At 68.2% G+C, this 17,981-nt stretch carries 22 protein-coding genes and 1 tRNA gene; 10 read left to right on the top strand and 13 right to left on the bottom strand.

Annotated elements, in window-relative coordinates:
• The 7 genes from AD428_RS08845 to dapC form a co-directional block, all read right to left on the bottom strand.
• Positions 1-282, bottom strand: a 282-nt coding sequence (locus AD428_RS08845; protein WP_152968029.1) for a FecR/PupR family sigma factor regulator, incomplete at its 3' end; no start/stop codon positions are given.
• Positions 279-767: an RNA polymerase sigma factor gene (locus AD428_RS08840; RefSeq protein ID WP_053244902.1), complete on the bottom strand. Its 489-nt coding sequence runs from the start codon at positions 765-767 to the stop codon at positions 279-281. The genes AD428_RS08845 and AD428_RS08840, both read right to left, overlap by 4 nt.
• 119 nt (positions 768-886) lie before the next feature.
• Complete coding sequence (locus AD428_RS08835; RefSeq protein ID WP_152968028.1) at positions 887-2,821, bottom strand: ABC-F family ATP-binding cassette domain-containing protein; 1,935 nt, start codon at positions 2,819-2,821, stop codon at positions 887-889.
• Positions 2,818-3,714 carry a 50S ribosomal protein L3 N(5)-glutamine methyltransferase gene (prmB, locus tag AD428_RS08830; RefSeq protein WP_053244901.1) on the bottom strand — a complete coding sequence of 299 codons (897 nt, stop codon included), beginning with the start codon at positions 3,712-3,714 and terminating at the stop codon, positions 2,818-2,820. The genes AD428_RS08835 and prmB overlap by 4 nt, the downstream gene beginning before the upstream one ends.
• 11 nt (positions 3,715-3,725) lie before the next feature.
• Positions 3,726-4,913, bottom strand: a complete 1,188-nt coding sequence (gene dapE / locus AD428_RS08825) for a succinyl-diaminopimelate desuccinylase (protein ID WP_082308332.1) — start codon at positions 4,911-4,913, stop codon at positions 3,726-3,728.
• Complete coding sequence (gene dapD, locus AD428_RS08820; protein ID WP_053244900.1) at positions 4,913-5,734, bottom strand: 2,3,4,5-tetrahydropyridine-2,6-dicarboxylate N-succinyltransferase; 822 nt, start codon at positions 5,732-5,734, stop codon at positions 4,913-4,915. Before dapD ends, dapE begins: the two co-directional genes overlap by 1 nt.
• A gap of 25 nt (positions 5,735-5,759) precedes the next feature.
• A complete protein-coding gene (gene dapC / locus AD428_RS08815) occupies positions 5,760-6,959 on the bottom strand; it encodes a succinyldiaminopimelate transaminase (RefSeq protein ID WP_053244899.1) in 1,200 nt (399 codons plus the stop codon).
• 45 nt (positions 6,960-7,004) lie between these two features.
• On the opposite strand from dapC, the gene AD428_RS08810 reads away from it, so the two are divergent.
• A tRNA-Leu gene (locus AD428_RS08810) sits at positions 7,005-7,091 on the top strand.
• A gap of 23 nt (positions 7,092-7,114) precedes the next feature.
• On the opposite strand, the gene AD428_RS24680 is transcribed toward AD428_RS08810, so the two are convergent.
• On the bottom strand, positions 7,115-7,537 hold the full coding sequence (locus AD428_RS24680) for a tyrosine-type recombinase/integrase (protein ID WP_235489565.1): 423 nt from the start codon (positions 7,535-7,537) through the stop codon (positions 7,115-7,117).
• 157 nt (positions 7,538-7,694) lie between these two features.
• Between AD428_RS24680 and AD428_RS26730 the strand changes: the two genes are divergently transcribed.
• From AD428_RS26730 to AD428_RS08780, 6 genes are all read left to right on the top strand, one after another.
• On the top strand, positions 7,695-7,850 hold the full coding sequence (locus AD428_RS26730; RefSeq protein ID WP_160318561.1) for a hypothetical protein: 156 nt from the start codon (positions 7,695-7,697) through the stop codon (positions 7,848-7,850).
• A gap of 181 nt (positions 7,851-8,031) precedes the next feature.
• Positions 8,032-8,376, top strand: a complete 345-nt coding sequence (locus tag AD428_RS08800) for a hypothetical protein (protein ID WP_053244898.1) — start codon at positions 8,032-8,034, stop codon at positions 8,374-8,376.
• 301 nt (positions 8,377-8,677) lie between these two features.
• The gene (aqpZ, locus tag AD428_RS08795) at positions 8,678-9,388 is read left to right on the top strand and encodes an aquaporin Z (RefSeq protein WP_053244897.1); all 711 of its coding nucleotides are present in this window, start codon (positions 8,678-8,680) and stop codon (positions 9,386-9,388) included.
• 109 nt (positions 9,389-9,497) lie between these two features.
• On the top strand, positions 9,498-10,040 hold the full coding sequence (locus tag AD428_RS08790; RefSeq protein ID WP_053244896.1) for a cytochrome b: 543 nt from the start codon (positions 9,498-9,500) through the stop codon (positions 10,038-10,040).
• A 72-nt stretch (positions 10,041-10,112) separates the two neighbouring features.
• Entirely contained in the window at positions 10,113-10,970 is an 858-nt protein-coding gene (kdsA, locus tag AD428_RS08785; RefSeq protein WP_053244895.1) for a 3-deoxy-8-phosphooctulonate synthase, read from the top strand.
• 66 nt (positions 10,971-11,036) lie between these two features.
• Positions 11,037-11,345 (top strand): hypothetical protein, encoded by a 309-nt coding sequence (locus AD428_RS08780; RefSeq protein WP_053244894.1) that lies wholly within the window; start codon positions 11,037-11,039, stop codon positions 11,343-11,345.
• On the opposite strand, the gene AD428_RS08775 is transcribed toward AD428_RS08780, so the two are convergent.
• On the bottom strand, positions 11,342-11,830 hold the full coding sequence (locus tag AD428_RS08775; RefSeq protein ID WP_053244893.1) for a GNAT family N-acetyltransferase: 489 nt from the start codon (positions 11,828-11,830) through the stop codon (positions 11,342-11,344). The genes AD428_RS08780 and AD428_RS08775 overlap by 4 nt on opposite strands.
• Positions 11,831-12,006: 176 nt before the next feature.
• Here AD428_RS08775 and AD428_RS08770 point away from each other — a divergent pair, with 176 nt between their 5' ends.
• Positions 12,007-12,264: a hypothetical protein gene (locus tag AD428_RS08770; protein WP_053244892.1), complete on the top strand. Its 258-nt coding sequence runs from the start codon at positions 12,007-12,009 to the stop codon at positions 12,262-12,264.
• Between the two features lie 41 nt (positions 12,265-12,305).
• On the opposite strand, the gene AD428_RS08765 is transcribed toward AD428_RS08770, so the two are convergent.
• Positions 12,306-12,614 (bottom strand): hypothetical protein, encoded by a 309-nt coding sequence (locus tag AD428_RS08765; RefSeq protein ID WP_053244891.1) that lies wholly within the window; start codon positions 12,612-12,614, stop codon positions 12,306-12,308.
• 62 nt (positions 12,615-12,676) lie between these two features.
• Positions 12,677-13,639 carry a LysR family transcriptional regulator gene (locus AD428_RS08760; protein ID WP_053244890.1) on the bottom strand — a complete coding sequence of 321 codons (963 nt, stop codon included), beginning with the start codon at positions 13,637-13,639 and terminating at the stop codon, positions 12,677-12,679.
• 66 nt (positions 13,640-13,705) lie between these two features.
• Here AD428_RS08760 and AD428_RS08755 point away from each other — a divergent pair, with 66 nt between their 5' ends.
• Positions 13,706-14,419 (top strand): alanine racemase, encoded by a 714-nt coding sequence (locus AD428_RS08755; protein WP_235489561.1) that lies wholly within the window; start codon positions 13,706-13,708, stop codon positions 14,417-14,419.
• 35 nt (positions 14,420-14,454) lie between these two features.
• Positions 14,455-15,138 (top strand): orotate phosphoribosyltransferase, encoded by a 684-nt coding sequence (pyrE, locus tag AD428_RS08750; protein WP_053244889.1) that lies wholly within the window; start codon positions 14,455-14,457, stop codon positions 15,136-15,138.
• A 305-nt stretch (positions 15,139-15,443) separates the two neighbouring features.
• On the opposite strand, the gene gatB is transcribed toward pyrE, so the two are convergent.
• Together gatB and AD428_RS08740 are read right to left on the bottom strand one after the other, a co-directional pair.
• Positions 15,444-16,901, bottom strand: coding sequence for an Asp-tRNA(Asn)/Glu-tRNA(Gln) amidotransferase subunit GatB (gene gatB / locus AD428_RS08745; protein ID WP_053244888.1), 1,458 nt, complete (start codon positions 16,899-16,901; stop codon positions 15,444-15,446).
• A 61-nt stretch (positions 16,902-16,962) separates the two neighbouring features.
• On the bottom strand, positions 16,963-17,981 hold a 1,019-nt coding region (locus AD428_RS08740), incomplete at its 5' end, for an amidase family protein (protein ID WP_082308330.1).

Genomic DNA, 17,981 nt, shown 5'->3' with positions numbered 1-17,981 from the left:
GCGGGCCGCGCGCCGCTTGCGGGCGGGTCGGGCGCGCAGCGCGGCGCGGTCCACTTCGGCCATGCTGCGCCAGACGCGTGCCAGGCGGTCGTAGGCGGCCGCGTGGCTCGCGTCGGCCTGGTACCAGGTTTCGAATTCGGACTGCGCCCGCGCGTCCGGAGGCTGGCCGCTGCGCCGCACCACCCAGAGCGAGGCCTGTTCGGTGGCGGCGCGATTGCCCGGCTGGCCGCTGTCGGGCCGCGCGCTTCGGCGCCCGCGCCGGAAGCCGTCGGCAAGGCTCATGCCGCCAGCGCCTGGTCGCAGGCCAGCAGGATGCGCATCATGTGTTTTTCGACGGCGCTGACGGAAATGGAGAGGCGTTCGGCGATGGCGCGGTAGCTCATGCCGTCATGGCGATGCATGATGAAGACGTCCAGGCTGCGGCGAGGCTGGGCGAGCAGGACGGCTTCCAGCCGGCGGGCCAGCTGGCTGGCGGCGGCCACGTCCAGCGTGTCGGCTTCGTGCCGGGGAGGCTGGGCGGCCGCATAGTCGAGGGCCAGGGCCTGTTCGCGCGCGCGCCGGCGGTGCCAGTCGGTGGCGATATTGGCGGCCACGCGGAACACGTAGGCGCGGTCATTGGCCGGGCGGGTGCGGTCCTTGAACTCGGCGAGCCGGATCCAGGTGTCCTGCGCGCAATCCTGGGCCACGTCGCGGGAGCCGGTGCGCAGGGACAGGAACCCCAGCAGCTCCCGGTAGTGGCGAAGAAAGACATCCGTAAGCGTAGACATGCAGCCAGCGCCTTGGCCATGGCAACAAACAATCATGAAAGTATAAATGATAATTGTTATTGTTAGTAGATGTAGGCATGGACAGGCACAGGGCGGCTCTTTGCGCCACCCTTCCGGCCCTAGCCTTCGGATTGTTCGATTTCCTCCAGCGAGCCCTGCAGTTCCAGCCACTGCTCCTCGAGCGCTTCCATGCGCTTGCCATGCTCGCCGTACTCGGCCATGACCTGCTGCCGTTCCGCGCGGCGCGCGTCGGAGTACAGGTCCGGGTCCGCGATCACCGCGTCCAGCGCCTGCAGCCTGCCGCGCAGCTTCTCCATTTCGGCTTCCACCTTGGAGAGCCGGGATTCCAGCGGCTTGCGCAGCGCCGCCAGGCGCTGCCGCTGCTCGGCTTCGGCGCGCCGCTGCGCCTTGCGGTCCACCACGGGCGCGCCCTGCGCGGCGGCTTCGCGCGCCGCGCCGGCGCGCTCGCCGGCGTTGCGCGCGGCCAGCCAGTCCCGGTAGTCTTCCAGGTCGCCGTCGAACTCGCGCACCGCGCCGTCGGCCACGATCCAGAAGCTGTCCACCGTGGTGCGCAGCAGATGGCGGTCGTGCGAAACCAGCAGCATGCTGCCGCCGAACTCGGCCAGCGCCGCGGCCAGGGCCTCGCGCGTTTCCACATCCAGGTGGTTGCTCGGCTCGTCCAGCAGCAGCAGGTTGGGCTTTTGCCAGACGATGAGCGAGAGCGCCAGCCGCGCTTTCTCGCCGCCCGACATGGGGCCCACCTTGCTCGTCACCGTGTCGCCCGAAAAGCCGAAGCCCCCCAGGTAGTTGCGCAGTTCCTGCTCGCGGGCATCCGGCGCCAGCCGGGCGAGGTGCGCGAGCGGGGTGCTGTCCAGGTCCAGCATGTCGAGCTGGTGCTGGTGAAAGTAGCCGATGGCCAGCCCGCGCGAGGCGCGGCGCGTGCCGGCCTGCGGTGGCAGCTCTTCGGCCAGCGTCTTGATCAGCGTGCTCTTGCCCGCGCCGTTGGCGCCCAGCACGCCCACGCGGCTGCCCGCGCGCACCATGAGCGTGACGTCGCGCAGAATGGGCACGGGGTTTCCGGCCTCGTCCGTGTAGCCTGCCGACAGATGCTCCAGCGTGAGCAGCGGGTCGGGCATGTGGTCGGGCGAGGGGATGCGGATGTCGATGCCGGCTTCGGCATGCAGCGGCGCCAGCACCTGCATGCGGGCCAGCGCCTTCACGCGGCTCTGCGCCTGCTTGGCCTTGGACGCCTTGGCCTTGAAACGGTCGATGAAGCCCTGCAGGCGGGCCGCCTCGCGCGTCTGCCTTTCGTAGGCGAGGCTGCTCTGGCGCAGGCGCTCGGCGCGCTGCGTCAGGAAGTCGGCATAGCCACCCTTGTAGCGGACCAGCTTGCCGTGGTCGAAATGCAGCACCGAGCGCGCCACCGCGTCCAGGAACTCCGTGTCGTGGGAGATGAGCATGACGGTGCCGGGATAGGCGGCCAGCCATTTCTCCAGCCACAGCATGGCGTCCAGGTCCAGGTGGTTGGTGGGTTCGTCCAGCAGCAGCAGTTCCGACGGCGCCATCAGCGCGCGCGCCAGCGCCAGGCGCATGCGCCAGCCGCCGGAAAAGCCCTCCACCGGCTGCATCCACTCGTGCGGCTTGAAGCCCAGGCCGGCCAGCAACTGCTCGGCGCGCGAAGGCGCGCTCCAGGCGCCGGCTTCCACCAGCGCCGCCTCGGTCTCGGCGATCTGCGTGCCCTGGTCGTCGGACAGCGCGGCGCGCCGCGCCTGCAGTTCGCGCAGATGGGTATCGCCGTCGATGACGAATTCCCGCGCGGGTCGGTCGTCGGCCGCGATTTCCTGCTGCACGCTGGCGATGCGCCAGCCCGCCGGCACGGACAGCGCGCCCGCGTCCTGGTCCAGCGCGCCAGTCAGGAGCGCGAACAGCGAAGACTTGCCCGCGCCGTTCTTGCCCACGATGCCGACCCGCTCGCCGGGGTGCACCACGAATTCCGCGTCGTCCAGCAGCACTTTGGCGCCGCGCCGCAAAGTCAGTCCGGTCGCGCGTATCACGGCGTCAACTGCTCGCGGGTCAGCAGCAGGATCTGGTCCGAGGCTTGCTCGGTGTCCAGCCAGACGGGCGACAGGTCCGGGAAGGCGGCCTCGAAGAAATCGCGCTCATGGCCGATTTCCAGCACCAGCACGCCCGTGTCGGACAGGTAGCGGGGCGCGGCGGCCAGAATGCGCCGCACGAGGTCCATGCCGTCCTCGCCGCCCGCCAGCGCCAGTTGCGGCTCGTGGCGGTATTCCTGCGGCAGCGCGCTCATGGAGCCGCTGTTCACATAGGGCGGGTTGCAGAGAATGACGTCGTAGGGGCAGGGCGGCAGGGCGTCGAAGAGATCGCTGCGATGCAGGGCGAGCCGGTCCTGCAGCCCGTAGTCGTCCACATTGCGGCGAGCCACGTCGAGCGCGTCGGCCGAGACGTCCACCGCGTCGACCCGGGCATGGGGAAAGGCCAGCGCGGCCAGGATCGCCAGGCAGCCGGAGCCGGTGCACATATCGAGCACGCGCTCCACCTCCAGCGGATCGGCCACCCAGGGCGCGAGCCCCGTGTCCAGCAATTCGGCGATGGGCGAGCGCGGCACGATGACACGCTGGTCCACGTAGAAGCGGTGCCCGCGCAGCCAGGCCTCGTTCGTGAGATACGGCGCGGGCAGGCGCTCGGCGACGCGCCGCTCGATGAGGTCGAGCACGCGCTCGCGCTCCTCGCGCAGCACGCGCGCGTCCAGGAAGGGGTCCAGCGTGTCCAGCGGCAGGTGCAGCGCATGCAGGACCAGATACGCGGTTTCGTCCCAGGCGTTGTCGCTGCCGTGGCCCAGCGCGACCTGCGCGCCGTTCAGGCGGGACACGCCGTAGCGGATGAGGTCGCGCAGCGTCAGGAGTTCTTGGCGGGCGGATTGATACATGAAAGCGGGACTCAGCGGGCGGGCAGCAGGTTTTCGAGCGTGCGCCGGTAGATGTTCTTCAGCGGCTCCAGCGAGGCCAGTTCGATCCGTTCGTTCACTTTGTGGATCGTGGCGTTGCAGGGGCCGAACTCGATGACCTGCGGGCAGATCTTGGCGATGAAGCGGCCGTCGGACGTGCCGCCCGTGGTGGAAAGCTCGGGAGTCAGGCCGGTCTCGGCCCGGATGGCCTGCGTGAGCGCCTCGCTCAGCGAGCCGCGCGGCGTCAGGAAGGGCTCGCCGCCCAGCTCCCATTGCAGGTCGTATTCGAGGCCGTGGCGGTCCAGCACTTCGTGCACGCGCGCCTTCAGGCTCTCCGGCGTGCTGGCCGTGGAGAAGCGGAAATTGAAGAGCGCCACCGCTTCGCCGGGCACCACGTTGGTGGCGCCGGTGCCCGCGTTCAGGTTGGAAACCTGGAAGGTCGTGGGCGGAAAATACTCGTTGCCCTGGTCCCATTCGATGCCGACGATCTCGGCCAGCGCGGGAGCGAGCTGGTGCACGGGATTGCGCGCCAGGTGCGGATAGGCCACGTGGCCCTGGACGCCCTTGACCGTGAGGCGGCCCGATAGCGAGCCGCGCCGGCCGTTCTTGCAGACGTCGCCCAGGCGTTCGCCGGAAGTCGGTTCGCCCACGATGCAGTAGTCGAGCCGTTCGCCGCGGGCGGCCAGCGCGTCGCACACGATGGCCGTGCCGTCGATGGACGGGCCCTCTTCGTCGGACGTGATGAGCAGGGCGATGGAGCCCTCGTGCGCGGGCCGGGCCGCGACGAATTCCTCGGCCGCCACCACGAAGGCGGCGATCGAGCTCTTCATGTCGGCCGTGCCGCGCCCGTACAGGAAGCCGTCGCGCTCGGTGGGCACGAACGGATCGCTGTCCCATTTGTCGCGCGGGCCGGGCGGCACCACGTCGGTGTGCCCGGCGAACACGACCAGCGGCGAAGCCTCGCCGCGCCGCGCCCAGAGGTTGGTGACGCCGCCCTGGGCGATGGTTTCGCAGCGGAAACCGATGCGCTGCAGGCGGGCGGCCAGCATGGCCTGGCAGTCCTCGTCGGCCGGGGTGACCGACGGGCGGGCGACCAGGTCCTTGACCAGGTCCAGCACGGCGGGGGAGGGCTCGCCCTCCCGCCGCGCCTCGGCTGCCCCGGGGGCGGAAGAAATGCTCATCAGGCCCTCAGCAGGTCGTTGATGCTGGTCTTGGCGCGGGTCTGCGCGTCCACGCGCTTGACGATCACCGCGCAGGCCAGGCTATGCGTGCCGTCGGCCGAGGGCAGCGAGCCCGGCACCACCACCGAGCCGGACGGCACGCGGCCGTAGATGATCTTGCCCGTGGTGCGGTCGTAGATCTTGGTGCTCTGCGACAGGAACACGCCCATGGCCAGCACCGAGTTCTCCTCGACCACCACGCCTTCCACGACTTCCGAGCGGGCGCCGATGAAGCAGTTGTCTTCGATGATGGTGGGGTTGGCCTGCAGCGGCTCCAGCACGCCGCCGATGCCCACGCCGCCCGACAGGTGCACGTTCTTGCCGATCTGGGCGCACGAGCCCACGGTGGCCCAGGTATCGACCATGGTGCCGTCGTCCACGTAGGCGCCGATGTTCACGTAGGAAGGCATCAGCACCACGTTGCGTCCGATGTATGCGCCGCGGCGCGCCACGGCCGGCGGCACCACGCGATAGCCGCCCTGGCGGAAGGCGTTCTGGCCATAGTCGCCGAACTTGAGCGGCACTTTGTCGTAGAACTGCAGCGGCGCCTGGCCCATCACGGCATTGTCGGCCAGGCGGAAGGACAGCAGCACCGCCTTCTTGATCCATTGATGCACCACCCATTCGTCGTCGATCTTCTCGGCGACGCGCAGGCGGCCCAGATCCAGGCCGTCGATCGTGTGCTCAACCGCCTCGCGCACCTCCACGGAGGCGTCGGTGGGCGACAGGTTGGCCCGGTCGTCCCAGGCTTTTTCGATGGTGGTCTGCAGGTCGAGAGTCATAGCGGCTCAGCTTTTCAGGGGTTGGTCAAACAGAAGAAGTATTCACGAAATGGGCAATGCGCTCGGCCGCCTGCACGCATTCGGCGAGCGGGGCCACCAGCGCGATGCGGATGCGGCCCTCGCCGGGGTTCATGCCGTGCGCCGGACGCGCCAGGAAGCTGCCCGGCAGCACGGTGATGCCTGCGCGGCCGTACAGCCCGCGGGCGAACGCCGTGTCCGAGCCGGGCGTGGCGGCCCAGAGATAGAAAGATGCCTGCGGGCGCGGCACGTCGAGCACCCGCTGCAAAATGGGCAGCACCGCGTCGAACTTCTCGCGGTACATGCGCCGGTTTTCCTTGACGTGCGCCTCGTCGTTCCAGGCCGCCACGCTGGCCGCCGCCACCAGCGGGCTCATCGCGCTGCCGTGGTAGGTGCGGTAGAGCAGGAAACGCGCCAGCAGCGCCGCGTCGCCCGCCACGAAGCCCGAGCGCAGCCCCGGCACGTTGGAGCGCTTGGACAGGCTGGAGAACGCCACCAGGTTGCGGTAGTCGTCGCGCCCCAGGCGGCGCGCCGCCTGCAGCCCGCCCAGCGGCGGATTGTCCTCGTCGAGATAGATCTCGGAATAGCACTCGTCCGAGGCGATGACGAAGCCGTGCCGGTCCGACAGCGCAAACAGCATTTTCCAGTCGTCCAGCGACATCACGTTGCCCGCCGGATTGCCCGGCGAGCACACGAACACCAGCCGGGTCTTGCGCCAGATGTCTTCCGGCACCTGGTGCCAGTCGCAGCCGAAATCGCGCAGCGGGTTCGCGTTGACGTAATAGGGCCGGGCTCCCGCCAGGAGCGCCGCGCCCTCGTAAATCTGGTAAAACGGATTCGGGCACACCACCACCGAATCCGCCGACGGGTCGATCACCGTCTGCGCGAACGCGAAGAGCGCCTCGCGCGAGCCCAGCGCCGGCAGCACCTGCGTCTCGGCATCGGGCGCGGGAATGCTGTAGCGGCGCGCCAGCCACGCCGCGATCGCGCGCCGCAGCGCCGGATCGCCCTTCGTGGACGGGTAGACCGAAAGCCCCGGCATGGCCTCGCGGATCGCCTGCTCCACGCAGGCGGGCGCGGCGTGCTTGGGTTCGCCGATCGACAGATTGATCGGCCGCAATCCTTCCGGCTGCGGCCCGGCCTCGGCCAGAAGGGCACGCAGTTTTTCGAACGGATAGGGGTGCAGGGTGTCGAGGCGCGGATTCATAACGCAAGATTTTAACAAGCAAGCTACAATAGCGGGCTTGGCTTTGCGAAGGTGGCGAAATTGGTAGACGCACCAGGTTTAGGTCCTGACGCCGTAACAGGTGTAGGGGTTCGAGTCCCCTCCTTCGCACCAACTTTATTAATGAAATCAATAACTTAAGATTTCATGTTGTCATTTTTTTTGGGGTGTTTTGGGGCTGTTTGGGCACCAGAATGACAACTTGATGCCAGCTTTTCTCCGAACAGATCCGCGGCCTTGCCGCCGGCGTCCGGGTCGGCAGATGGCATCCATTTTCCGTATACGCGGATGATCATGGCCCAGTCTTTGTGGCCCATCTGCTTCGCCACCCACATAGGCTGCTCGCCAGCAGACAGCATCATTGATGCGTATGTGTGGCGCGTTTGGTAAGGCCTCCGATATCGAACGCTGGCGCGTTTCAGGGCGGTTACCCAGATCCTTTGCACAGCTTGGCTGCCCGACCAGCGCTCGCCTGTGCCAGGGTTACGGAACACTTCCCCATGCGGCTCCGCGCCGACCCAGGTGGCCAGCATCGACGGTGCGGCAGCGAGGGCGACCACGCGGACTGGTCGGAGGCGCTCCATCGCGTTGCGGGAGGCGCTTGGGTGCATGTCTTTCGATGCGGACCGCCCATAGCGCACTGCTGTATGCCCTGGTGCGCCGTAATTACGACACGGGCGGTATGCGAACGCTCCCGTCTCTGGCCGATGAATACGGGTGCAAGGTTCGCAGCGTCGAGCGGGCGAGCGCCAGGGCGGGGGGCTGGCTGCGCGCACCCGGCAGAAGAAGGGCGCGGAGCCAATCTACGGCGTCGAGCAGGCTGCGCACGCCAACGCTGAAAAACTGCTGCGCGAAGCCGGGTTTATCCCCTGATCGTTGACTCTTGCGGAAACGACCCCATAATCAGCGACAACGGATTTCCTCAGAAGTCCGCCCAACGAAGCCCGCCTTGCGAAAGCAAGCGGGTTTTTGTTTTTTGACAATCTCTTGGTATCGAATTGCGCACATATACAGTATGGTTTCTGCTCGCCTGATTCAGTACGGAGATCCGAGTATGAAATTGACCGCGGGAAGCTTTGGCCGTGCATTCATGCTGGCTTGTGTCCTGGCATTGCCGGCGATGCAGGGGTGCACGACGAGTACGAATCCCCGCGTTACGGCAGCTGTCGAAGATGAACCGTTCTATGCGTGGTTCAACAGGTTGCTGGACCAAGTTAAAGCGGACCCCAACTACAAGCGTATCCCCATCGATACCAAGGCTGATGAAGAGCAATTCCTGATCTGGCTACACGACACCTATCGCCATCGTTTGACGAAGCAGGAGTTCGCTGAGTTGGTCAATGGTCGTTATCCGAATCATCGCAATGAAGTGGCTTTCATCGTGTCGAAGTTCCCCTGATCCGGAGATTGGGCGCTCCAGGCTCAAATCCCGCCGCGCGAGAGCGGGCGGGTTTTGCTTTCCGGTCGGTGGTGCTTCTATACGCCGGGAACCCCACCCCACTCCGCCCTGTGCTGTCAGTCGAATTGCGTATCCTCAGTCGTTGTAGGTGCCACAGTGGTTCACACCCTTATACGGACCACCGGGCCAGGGGTGTCGTGCGTGCGGACGATGCCGGGCAGACGCGCCCGGCGCCTATGCTGTGCAGGCACGCGCGCCGCGCCGGCGGCCCGGCCGGCATCCCATCGTCCCGGAGACACGCATGTACTCATTGCCCAAGCGCTGCGGCGCCGAGTTTTTTGGAACGTTCTGGCTGGTGCTGGGCGGTTGCGGCTCCGCGGTGCTCGCGGCGGCGTTTCCGGAATTGGGTATCGGTTTCGCGGGCGTGGCGCTGGCGTTCGGGCTGACGGTGCTGACCATGGTGTTCGCGGTCGGGCACATCTCGGGCGGACATTTCAATCCGGCGGTCACGCTGGGGCTGGCGGCGGGGGCGCGCTTTCCCTGGCGCGATATCGTGCCCTACATGGCGGCGCAGGTGCTGGGAGCCGTGGCCGCGGCGGCGGTGCTGTCCGCGATCGCCGGCGGCAAGCTCGGTTTCGACCTCGTTGGCAGCGGTTTCGCGGCCAACGGCTATGGCGCGCATTCCCCGGGCAAGTATTCGATGGAGGCGGCGCTGATCTGCGAGCTGGTGCTGAGCGCGGGGTTCGTGTTCGTGATCCTGGGCGCGACCCGCAAATCCGCGCCGGCCGGCCTGGCGGGCATACCGATCGGGCTGGCGCTCACGCTCATCCACCTCATCAGCATTCCGGTCACCAACACCTCGGTCAATCCCGCGCGTTCCACGGGGCCCGCGGTATTCGTGGGCGGTTGGGCGCTCGAACAGCTCTGGCTGTTCTGGGCCGCGCCGCTTGCGGGCGGGGTGCTGGGCGCGCTGGCATTCCGGCTGGTATCCACCCGGGACGCCGGCGACTGAAGGCGTGGGCGGGTCAGGATGCCGTAAGCATGGGCTGGCTAAGCTGAAAAATATTTTGCCCGAAAGCCTCCTGAAAGAGCCCCCAAGCCGCTAACGCCCGGATCACGCCTTGGACACCGCCAACTCTGCGCACTACGACCGCTGCACCATCGTCCTCCATTGGTTGACCGCCATCCTGGTGGTGGGCCTTTTCGCGTTGGCGGAAATCTGGGCCTTCCTGCCGCGCGGCACGCCGACGCGCAAGCTGCTGCAATCCCTGCACGTCTCTTTCGGGCTGGCGTTCGCGGCCGTGCTGCTGGTGCGCATCGTGTGGCGCCTCAGCGCCGGCCGGCGTTTGCCGCGCGCCTCCGGCGGGCTGCCGGGCCTGGCCTCGGTGGGGGCGCATTTCCTGCTCTACGCACTGATGGCGGCCCAGGTCGTGCTGGGCTTCCTGTTCCGCTGGGCGCAGGGCGAGCCGTTTTCGTTTTTCGGCCTGTTTGACGTGCCGACGCTGATTCCCCTCAGCCGGGACGTGCGCCATTTCTACGGCGACCTCCACAACACGGTGGCATGGTGCATCATTGTGCTGGCCGGGCTGCACGCCTGTGCGGCGCTGTGGCACCACTACATGATGCGCGACGGCGTGCTGCGGCGCATGACCTCCGGCGGCTGAGCGCGGGCGGCGCGCGGTCCCTGCCGGTTGTACATTACGGACTATCGGCACAGACACACAGGATTGCTCATCATGACCGCCCTCGAAGTTTTCATCTCCTCGTCGATTTCCTGCGCGAACGACCGGCCTTTCGTACTGTTCGGCGGCATCAACGTGCTGGAGTCGCGCGAGCTCGCGCTGCGCGCCTGCGAGGAATACCAGCGCGTCACGACGCGCCTGGGCATTCCGTACGTGTTCAAGGCATCGTTCGACAAGGCCAACCGTTCTTCCATCCATTCCTACCGCGGCCCGGGCCTGGAGGAAGGACTGCGGATTTTCGAGGCGGTGAAATCGGAGTTCGGCGTACCCGTCATCACGGACGTGCACGAGCCCTGGCAGGCCGCGCCGGTGGCCGAGGTGGCCGACATCCTGCAGCTGCCGGCCTTCCTGGCCCGCCAGACCGACCTGGTCGTGGCGCTGGCGCAGACGCAGCGCGTCGTCAACATCAAGAAACCCCAGTTCCTGAGCCCCGGCCAGATGCGCAACATCGTCGAGAAGTTCACCGAGGCAGGCAACGACCAGCTCATCCTCTGCGACCGCGGCACCTGCTTCGGCTACGACAACCTGGTGGTGGACATGCTGGGTTTCGGCGTCATGAAGAAGGTGTGCGACAACCGGCCGGTCATTTTCGACGTTACCCACGCCTTGCAGCAGCGGTCGTCGCTGGACGCGGCCTCCGGCGGCCGGCGCGCGCAGGCCGCGGAACTCGCCCGCGCCGGCATGGCGGTGGGGCTGGCGGGCCTGTTCCTCGAGGCGCATCCGGATCCCGCCCACGCCAAGTGCGACGGACCCAGCGCGCTGCCCCTGGACAAGCTGGAGCCTTTCCTGGCGCAGCTCAAGCGGCTGGACGACCTGGTGAAGTCCTTTGCCCCGATCGACATCGAGCCCTGAGCGTCGCCATGCGCGCATCGCGCGCGTGCGCTAGCATGCTGGCCTTGGATCAAGGGAGGAGCCAGCATGTCGTCGTTGTACGTGATCGTCGCGGTGCGCAAGGAGCCCATCAGCGGTCATGTGGCGTATGTCCGGGTGGGGCAGGCCGAGCGGGGCGCGCCGGGATGGATCAGCGAGCCCGTCACCGCGGCGGCGTCCGAGGTCATCGATCTCATCAAGCAGGGCATGGACGTCGAAACCGCGTTCAGCGAGGGCGTCACCGTGGCCCGGCGCGCGGTGCGCGTGCTGGTCGACGACGACGGTTGCGAACGCCTGGTTTCGGCGCCGGCGCCCAGTTCGACCCTGCATACGGTGTTCGATCTGCCGGAGTTCTAGCCCCGGCGGCCTTCCGCGAAGGCGGCCAGCGCGTCGCCGGCCATGCGGTAGCGCACCCATTCTTTCTGGGGCCGGGCGCCGATGGATTCGTAGAAATCGATGGCCGGGGCGTTCCAGTCCAGCACGCTCCATTCCAGGCGGCCGCAGCCTTGCGCCACGGCCTCGCGGGCGATGTGGCGCAGCAGATCGCGGCCGGCGCCGATGCCGCGGTGCTCGGGTGTGACATACAGGTCTTCCAGGTAGATGCCGTTGCGTCCCAGCCAGGTCGAGTAGCTGTAGAAATAGACCGCATAGCCGATGGGCTTGCCGTCGCGCTCGCATATCAAGGCCCGGGACGGCGCGCCGTCGGCGAAGAGGCTGCGGCGGATGTCTTCGACGCCGGCGACGACCTGATCGGCCGCGCGTTCGTAGATGGCCAGCTCGGTGATGAAGGCATGGATCAGCTCGGCATCGCCGGGGCGGGCTGGGCGGATTTCGACGTTCACGGTGAGGCTCCTTTCTGCGAGGCTTGAATCCTACCCGCTTTGCCCGACGGTCGCAGGGGAGCGGCCCCGGTCCGGGCACGACGCTTGCTGAAACGCTGGCCATGGCCGCGGGCGAGGCGGGCCGGCGGCAGGCATGGGCCGCAACCGCCCGGGCGGCGAGGAACCGGGGGGGCAGTATGGATCAAAGCGAAATGATGGCCAGGATGATCGACTGGCCGGCGGCGCCGGATTCGGAAGACGGCTGGTATGGCGCCTTGTCCGCCTATGCGGACTGTCTGGCCGCCGTGCAATCGGCGCTGAGCGAGGCGGAGATGGCCCGCTTCCTGGCGGTGGGCGCGCTCATCTACCGGAATTGCTGCAGGGAAGAGGCCAGGGAACGCTGGACGCCCGAAGCGATGGCGGCCTTTCACCGCAAGCGGCACGCGGGCGCCTGAGCGCGGCAGGCGGGCGCGCCCTGCGCCGGCGCGGGCGTTTTTCAGTACAGGCAGTGCCTCAGGGCGAACTTGCGGCCGAAGGCCCGCACCACGTCGCCGTCCACCGACCCCGCCACGTCCCAGCGGCCGCGGCGGGTGATGAGCAGGGATTCGCCCATGACGGCGTGGTGCAGCGCGAAGCGCCAGAACGCCGATTCCGACCCTACCAGTTCCAGTTCGTGCGGGCCGATGACCAGGGTTTGCGGGCGCGGCGACAGGCCGATAGACCAGCGCAGCGCCACGCCCAGGAAGGCGAAGCGCGCCCCGAAGGAGTCGGGTTGGATGCAAAGCATGCGGATCTGTTCGTTCATGATGGCCTGCCTCCCGCGATGTGACCAGCGTAGCAAGGCTTGGGCATGATCTCCATACTGCTTTAGGCGGGGGCGCGCGCGGGCCGGCCAACCGCCTCATGCGTCCGGCGCGGCCGCCGCCGGGGCCGCCACGGCGGCTCGGCGAAATGCTCGCGCAGCACGGCCAGGAAGCCGGCGGTCCGGGCCGGGAGTTCGTGCCTCGATTTCACCAGGGCCACGATATTGGCGTCGGGCAGCGACCATCCCTGCAGCAGCGGCACGAGCTGCCGGGACTGCAGGTATTGCGCCACGTCCCATTCGGAGCGGATCACGATGCCGTGCCCGTCGAGCGCCCACTGCACGGCGGCGGCTCCGGCGTTGGAAGACAGCACCGGCGCGATGCGCACGCCCACGGCGGGCCCGCGTCCGCGCCGCAGGCGCCATAGCGTGGCGTCTTCGTCGTTCTCGCGCAGCGCGATGCAGTCGTGGTCGCGCAGGTCTTCGGGCTTGGCCGGGGCCCCGCGCCGCGCCAAGTAGGACGGGGCCGCGCACAGCAGGCGGCGGTTGGGCGCCAGCGGATACGCCACCAGCGTGGAATCGCGCAGTTCGCCGATGTGCACCATGACATCCCAGTCGTCGCTGGCCAGGCGCGGCGGGCCATCGGAGAGGGTGAGGCTGGCCGTCACGTTCTCGCTGCCGCCGCGGAACCCGGCCACCAGCCGGGCAATGTAGCGCTGTCCGAAACCCAGCGGCGCGACGACCCTCAGGTGCCCGGCCACCACTCCGCGCCGGCCGGTCAGCTCATCGGCCAGATGGTTCAGCTCGCCGCATATCTGGCCCGCGCGCAGCGCCAGCAGCCGGCCTTCGTCGGTCAGCGCGGTGCCCCGCCCGGAACGGTTGACCAGCCGCACGCCCAGCCGCTTTTCCAGCGCATGCAGGCGCTGCGTGACCGCGGGCGGCGTAACGTCCAGCGCCCGGGCCGCCTCGGCCAGGGACGAGGTGGCCGAGAGCGTGAGGAAAAAGCGCAGGTCATCGGTGGTTATCATTCATAAACGCCTTAATGCGAGGTTAATGGCATATTAAACATGCGGATCGCCGGACAGGCGATACTTGTGGCCAGTTTCCTTCTTTATTTCCTCATCGCCATGTCTTCCTCGCCCGCCACCTCCACGCTGGACCAGCTCGACACGCCCTGCCTGATCCTGGACGAAACCCGCATGACGCGCAATATCGAGCGTCTGGCGGCCATCATGCGCGCGCACGGCGTCGGCCTGCGCCCGCACCTGAAAACTCCCAAATCGATCGAAGTGGCGCATCGCGTCATGAGCGGGCCGCGGGGGCCCGCCGCGGTATCCACGCTGCAGGAAGCCGAACAGTTCGCAGCGGCCGGCATCACCGACCTGCTCTACGCCGTCGGCGTCACGCCGGCCAAACTCGACCGCGTGCTGGCGCTGCGCCGCGCCGGCGCCGATCTGACCGTCGTGGTGGACAACCCGGAAGCCGCGGGCGCCCTGGCGCGGCGCGCGGCGCAAGAGGGCGAGGCGATTCCCGCCCTGATCGAAATCGACTGCGACGGCCACCGCGCCGGCGTGCAGCCGCAGGACACGGCCGCGCTGCTGGAAATCGGGCGCATTCTGCACGGCGCCGGCTGCCTGCGCGGCGTCATGACGCATGCGGGCGAATCCTACGGTTGCCGCAGCCTGGATGCCATCGCCGCCATGGCCGAGCAGGAGCGCCGCGCGGCGGTCGATTGCGCCCGGCCGGGGGCGTGCCCGCTGCCGCGGCGCCCGGGAGGAGGCAGGCCGGATGCGGGCAAGAGGCGATAAAATCCCGGGGTTTGCCCACTCCCGGACTCCGCCGCATGACCGCCTCCCAGAACTCCGCCACCTCTCTCGATTTCGTCCGTTTCGCCCTCGATGAAGGCGTGTTGCGGTTCGGCAGCTTCAAGGTCAAGTCGGGGCGCATCAGCCCGTATTTCTTCAACGCCGGCCTGTTCAACAGCGGCCGCTCGGTGGGCCTGCTGGCCCGGTTCTATGCCCAGGCGCTGCTGGATTCCGGCGTGGCTTTCGATATGCTGTTCGGCCCGGCCTACAAGGGCATCCCGCTGGCCACCGCCACCGCGGTCGCGCTGGCGGGCCATCCCGCCATGCAGGGCAAGAGCGACGTGCCTTTTGCCTACAACCGCAAGGAAGCCAAGGACCACGGCGAGGGCGGCACCCTGGTGGGCGCGCCGCTGGCCGGCAAGGTGGTCATCATCGACGACGTCATTACCGCGGGCACCTCGGTGCGCGAGTCGGTGGAGATCATCCGCGCTGCCGGCGCCGAGCCCGCCGCCGTGCTGATCGCCATGGACCGCATGGAGCGCGCGGGCCCGGACGACGCCCTGTCGGCGCATTCCGCCGTGCAGGACGTGGCCAAGACCTACGGCATTCCGGTGGTGTCGATCGCCTCGTTGGCTGACATTCTGGCCCTGCTGCAGGACGACGCGTCGTTCGCCGAGCACCGCGACGCGGTGCTGGCCTACCGGACGAAGTACGGGGTGTAACAGGCGTGCATCCCTGGCGCGCAAGAGGGCGGCGCGGGCAGCGGACGGCCGAACGGCGGCGCGTCCGGATCTGGAAAAATGGGCGACCGTTCGAGAAGCTGGTTGAACGAGAACACCTGGTCTTCGGAGACGCGTTGACTGCGTTCGGCGCGCAACATGCCGTTTGCAGTTCATGGCCCAAGCCCCGACCAAGAAGCGACCACGTCATTCTTGGACAAACAAAAGGCCGCGGCAAGATGCCGCGGCCTTTCGCTTCGTCTGATGCTGCCTGAACGCGTCCGTTGAAGGACGCGCTGCCCGCCCGCTCAGCCGTCCAGCTTCTGCTTCAGCAGTTCGTTGACCTGTTGCGGATTGGCCTTGCCGCGAGCGGCCTTCATGATCTGGCCCACCAGCGAGTTGAACGCCTTCTGCTTGCCGGCGCGATATTCCTCGACCACCGCGGGGTGGGCGGCCAGCACCTCGTCGATCATGGCGCCGATGGCGCCGCTGTCGCTGATCTGCTTCAGGCCGCGGGCCTCGATGATGGCGTCGGGCTGTCCGCCATGCTCGCCGGCCCACATGGCGGCGAAGACTTCGCGGGCGATCTTGTTGGAAATGGTGCCGTCGATGATGCGGCCGATGAGGGCGGCCAGCGCGGGCGCCTGAACCGGCGATTCGGCGATTTCCTTTTCTTCCTTGTTCAGGGTGGCGGCCACTTCGCCCATGATCCAGTTGGCGGCCAGCTTGGCCTGGCCGGCGGGCAGGGCATTGGCCACCGCCTCGAAGTAGGCGGCGAGGTCGCGGCTGGCGGTGAGCTGCGCCGCGTCGTAGGCCGGCAGGCCGTACTGCGATTCGTAGCGTGCGCGCATCGCGGCGGGCAGCTCGGGCATGGCGGCGCGCACCTCTTCCACCCACTCGCGCGAAATCACCAGCGGCGGCAGGTCGGGGTCGGGAAAGTAGCGGTAGTCGTGCGCGTCTTCCTTGCTGCGCATGCTGCGCGTTTCGTCGCGGTCGGCGTCGTACAGGCGGGTTTCCTGCACCACCGTGCCGCCGTCCTCGATGAGCTCGATCTGGCGGCGCGCCTCGTACTGGATGGCGCGTTCCAGGAAGCGGAACGAATTGACGTTCTTGATCTCGGTGCGGGTGCCGAACGCCTTCTGGCCCGCCGGGCGCACGGATACGTTGGCGTCGCAGCGGAACGAGCCTTCCTGCATGTTGCCGTCGCAGATGCCCAGCCACACCACCAGGCTGTGCAGGGCGCGCGCATACGCCACCGCCTCGGCGGCCGAACGCATTTCGGGCTCGGTGACGATTTCCAGCAGCGGCGTGCCGGCGCGGTTGAGGTCGATGCCGCTGGCCGGCGCGCCGTTGGACAGGTTGAAGGCGTCGTGCAGCGACTTGCCCGCGTCTTCTTCCAGGTGGGCGCGGGTCAGGCGCACGGTTTTCTCTTCCTCGCCCACGAAAAAGGAGATGGCGCCGCCCACTACCACCGGCAGCTCGTACTGGCTGATCTGGTAGCCCTTGGGCAGGTCGGGGTAGAAGTAGTTCTTGCGGGCGAACACCGAGCGCGGCGCGATCTCCGCGCCCACGGCCAGGCCGAAGCGGATGGCGCGCTCGGCCGCGCCGCGGTTCATCACGGGCAGGCTGCCGGGCAGCGCCAGGTCGACCACGTTGGCCTGCGTGTTGGGCGCGGCGCCGAACCGGGTGCTGCTGCCCGAAAAAATCTTGGAGTCGGTGGAAAGCTGGGCGTGCGTTTCCAGGCCGATGACGATTTCCCAGTTCATTGTTTCTGATTCCAATCAAGAGTGCCGGGGCAGGGCGCCGCCGCCCTGCCGCCGGGCCTCGTCAACGCGGCGAGCGCTTGTGCCAGTCGGTGACCTGTTGATAGCGGTCGGCGATGGCCAGCAGGCGGCCTTCGTCGAAGTAGTTGCCGATGATCTGCAGGCCGACCGGGCGCTGATGGCCGCCGGCGCCGCCGGGCCGTCCATCTCCGCCGAAGCCGCAAGGCACGGACATGGCGGGCAGGCCGGCCAGGCTCACGCCCAGCGTGTACACGTCGGCCAGCCAGTCGGCCGTGGGATCGTCGCGGTTCTCGCCGATGTTCTTGGCCACCGTGGGCGTGACCGGCCCCATGATGACGTCGCACTGGCCGGCGAAGGCGCGCTGGAAGTCCTGGGCGATCAGGCGGCGCAGGCGCTGCGCCTGCAGGTAGTACGCGTCGTAGTAGCCGTGGGACAGCACGTAGGTGCCGATGAGGATGCGGCGCTTGACTTCGTCGCCGAAGCCCTCGGCGCGCGAGCGGCCGATCATGTCGTTCAGGTCGCCGTACCGGGCGGCGCGGTGGCCATAGCGCACGCCGTCGTAGCGCGCCAGGTTGCTGGAGGCTTCGGCGGGGGCGATGACGTAGTACGCGGGAATGGCCAGCTCGGTGCGGGGCAGCGACACCGCCACGCGCTCGGCGCCCAGCGCCTCGAATTGCGCCAGGGCGGCCTCCACGGCGGCGGCCACGTCGGGCGCCAGGCCGGCGCCGAAGTACTCGGCCGGCACGCCGATGCGCAGGCCCTTGAGGGGCTGGCTGCCGGCGGCGTCGAAGCCCGCCTGGGCGGCGTCGAAGGCGCGCCGCACCCGGCCGGGCTCGTTGGGCTGGCCGTCGCATTGCGTCAGGCTGGTCGCGTCGCGCGGATCGAAGCCGCTGACGAGGTCGAGGATTTCGAGCAGGTCGCGGCTGCTGGCGGCCAGCGGGCCGGCCTGGTCCAGGCTGGAGCCGAAGGCCACGATGCCGTAGCGCGACACGGTGCCGTAGGTGGGCTTGATGCCGCTCACGCCGCACAGCGCGGCGGGCTGGCGCACCGAGCCCCCGGTGT

It is taken from the genome of Achromobacter sp. DMS1, assembly GCF_001270295.1.
The sequence above is the reverse complement of the archived record's forward strand: the minus strand, read 5'-3'. Positions and strand labels throughout refer to the sequence as shown.

What these genes read in the sequence shown, in the direction of transcription:
- AD428_RS08840 (WP_053244902.1), bottom strand. Translation starts at nt 767, where the DNA reads ATGTCTACGCTTACGGATGTCTTTCTTCGCCACTACCGGGAGCTGCTG.
- prmB (WP_053244901.1), bottom strand. Translation starts at nt 3,714, where the DNA reads ATGTATCAATCCGCCCGCCAAGAACTCCTGACGCTGCGCGACCTCATC.
- dapE (WP_082308332.1), bottom strand. Translation starts at nt 4,913, where the DNA reads ATGAGCATTTCTTCCGCCCCCGGGGCAGCCGAGGCGCGGCGGGAGGGC.
- dapD (WP_053244900.1), bottom strand. Translation starts at nt 5,734, where the DNA reads ATGACTCTCGACCTGCAGACCACCATCGAAAAAGCCTGGGACGACCGG.
- dapC (WP_053244899.1), bottom strand. Translation starts at nt 6,959, where the DNA reads ATGAATCCGCGCCTCGACACCCTGCACCCCTATCCGTTCGAAAAACTG.
- AD428_RS08800 (WP_053244898.1), top strand. Translation starts at nt 8,032, where the DNA reads ATGAAATTGACCGCGGGAAGCTTTGGCCGTGCATTCATGCTGGCTTGT.
- aqpZ (WP_053244897.1), top strand. Translation starts at nt 8,678, where the DNA reads ATGTACTCATTGCCCAAGCGCTGCGGCGCCGAGTTTTTTGGAACGTTC.
- kdsA (WP_053244895.1), top strand. Translation starts at nt 10,113, where the DNA reads ATGACCGCCCTCGAAGTTTTCATCTCCTCGTCGATTTCCTGCGCGAAC.
- AD428_RS08780 (WP_053244894.1), top strand. Translation starts at nt 11,037, where the DNA reads ATGTCGTCGTTGTACGTGATCGTCGCGGTGCGCAAGGAGCCCATCAGC.
- AD428_RS08770 (WP_053244892.1), top strand. Translation starts at nt 12,007, where the DNA reads ATGGATCAAAGCGAAATGATGGCCAGGATGATCGACTGGCCGGCGGCG.
- AD428_RS08765 (WP_053244891.1), bottom strand. Translation starts at nt 12,614, where the DNA reads ATGAACGAACAGATCCGCATGCTTTGCATCCAACCCGACTCCTTCGGG.
- AD428_RS08760 (WP_053244890.1), bottom strand. Translation starts at nt 13,639, where the DNA reads ATGATAACCACCGATGACCTGCGCTTTTTCCTCACGCTCTCGGCCACC.
- pyrE (WP_053244889.1), top strand. Translation starts at nt 14,455, where the DNA reads ATGACCGCCTCCCAGAACTCCGCCACCTCTCTCGATTTCGTCCGTTTC.
- gatB (WP_053244888.1), bottom strand. Translation starts at nt 16,901, where the DNA reads ATGAACTGGGAAATCGTCATCGGCCTGGAAACGCACGCCCAGCTTTCC.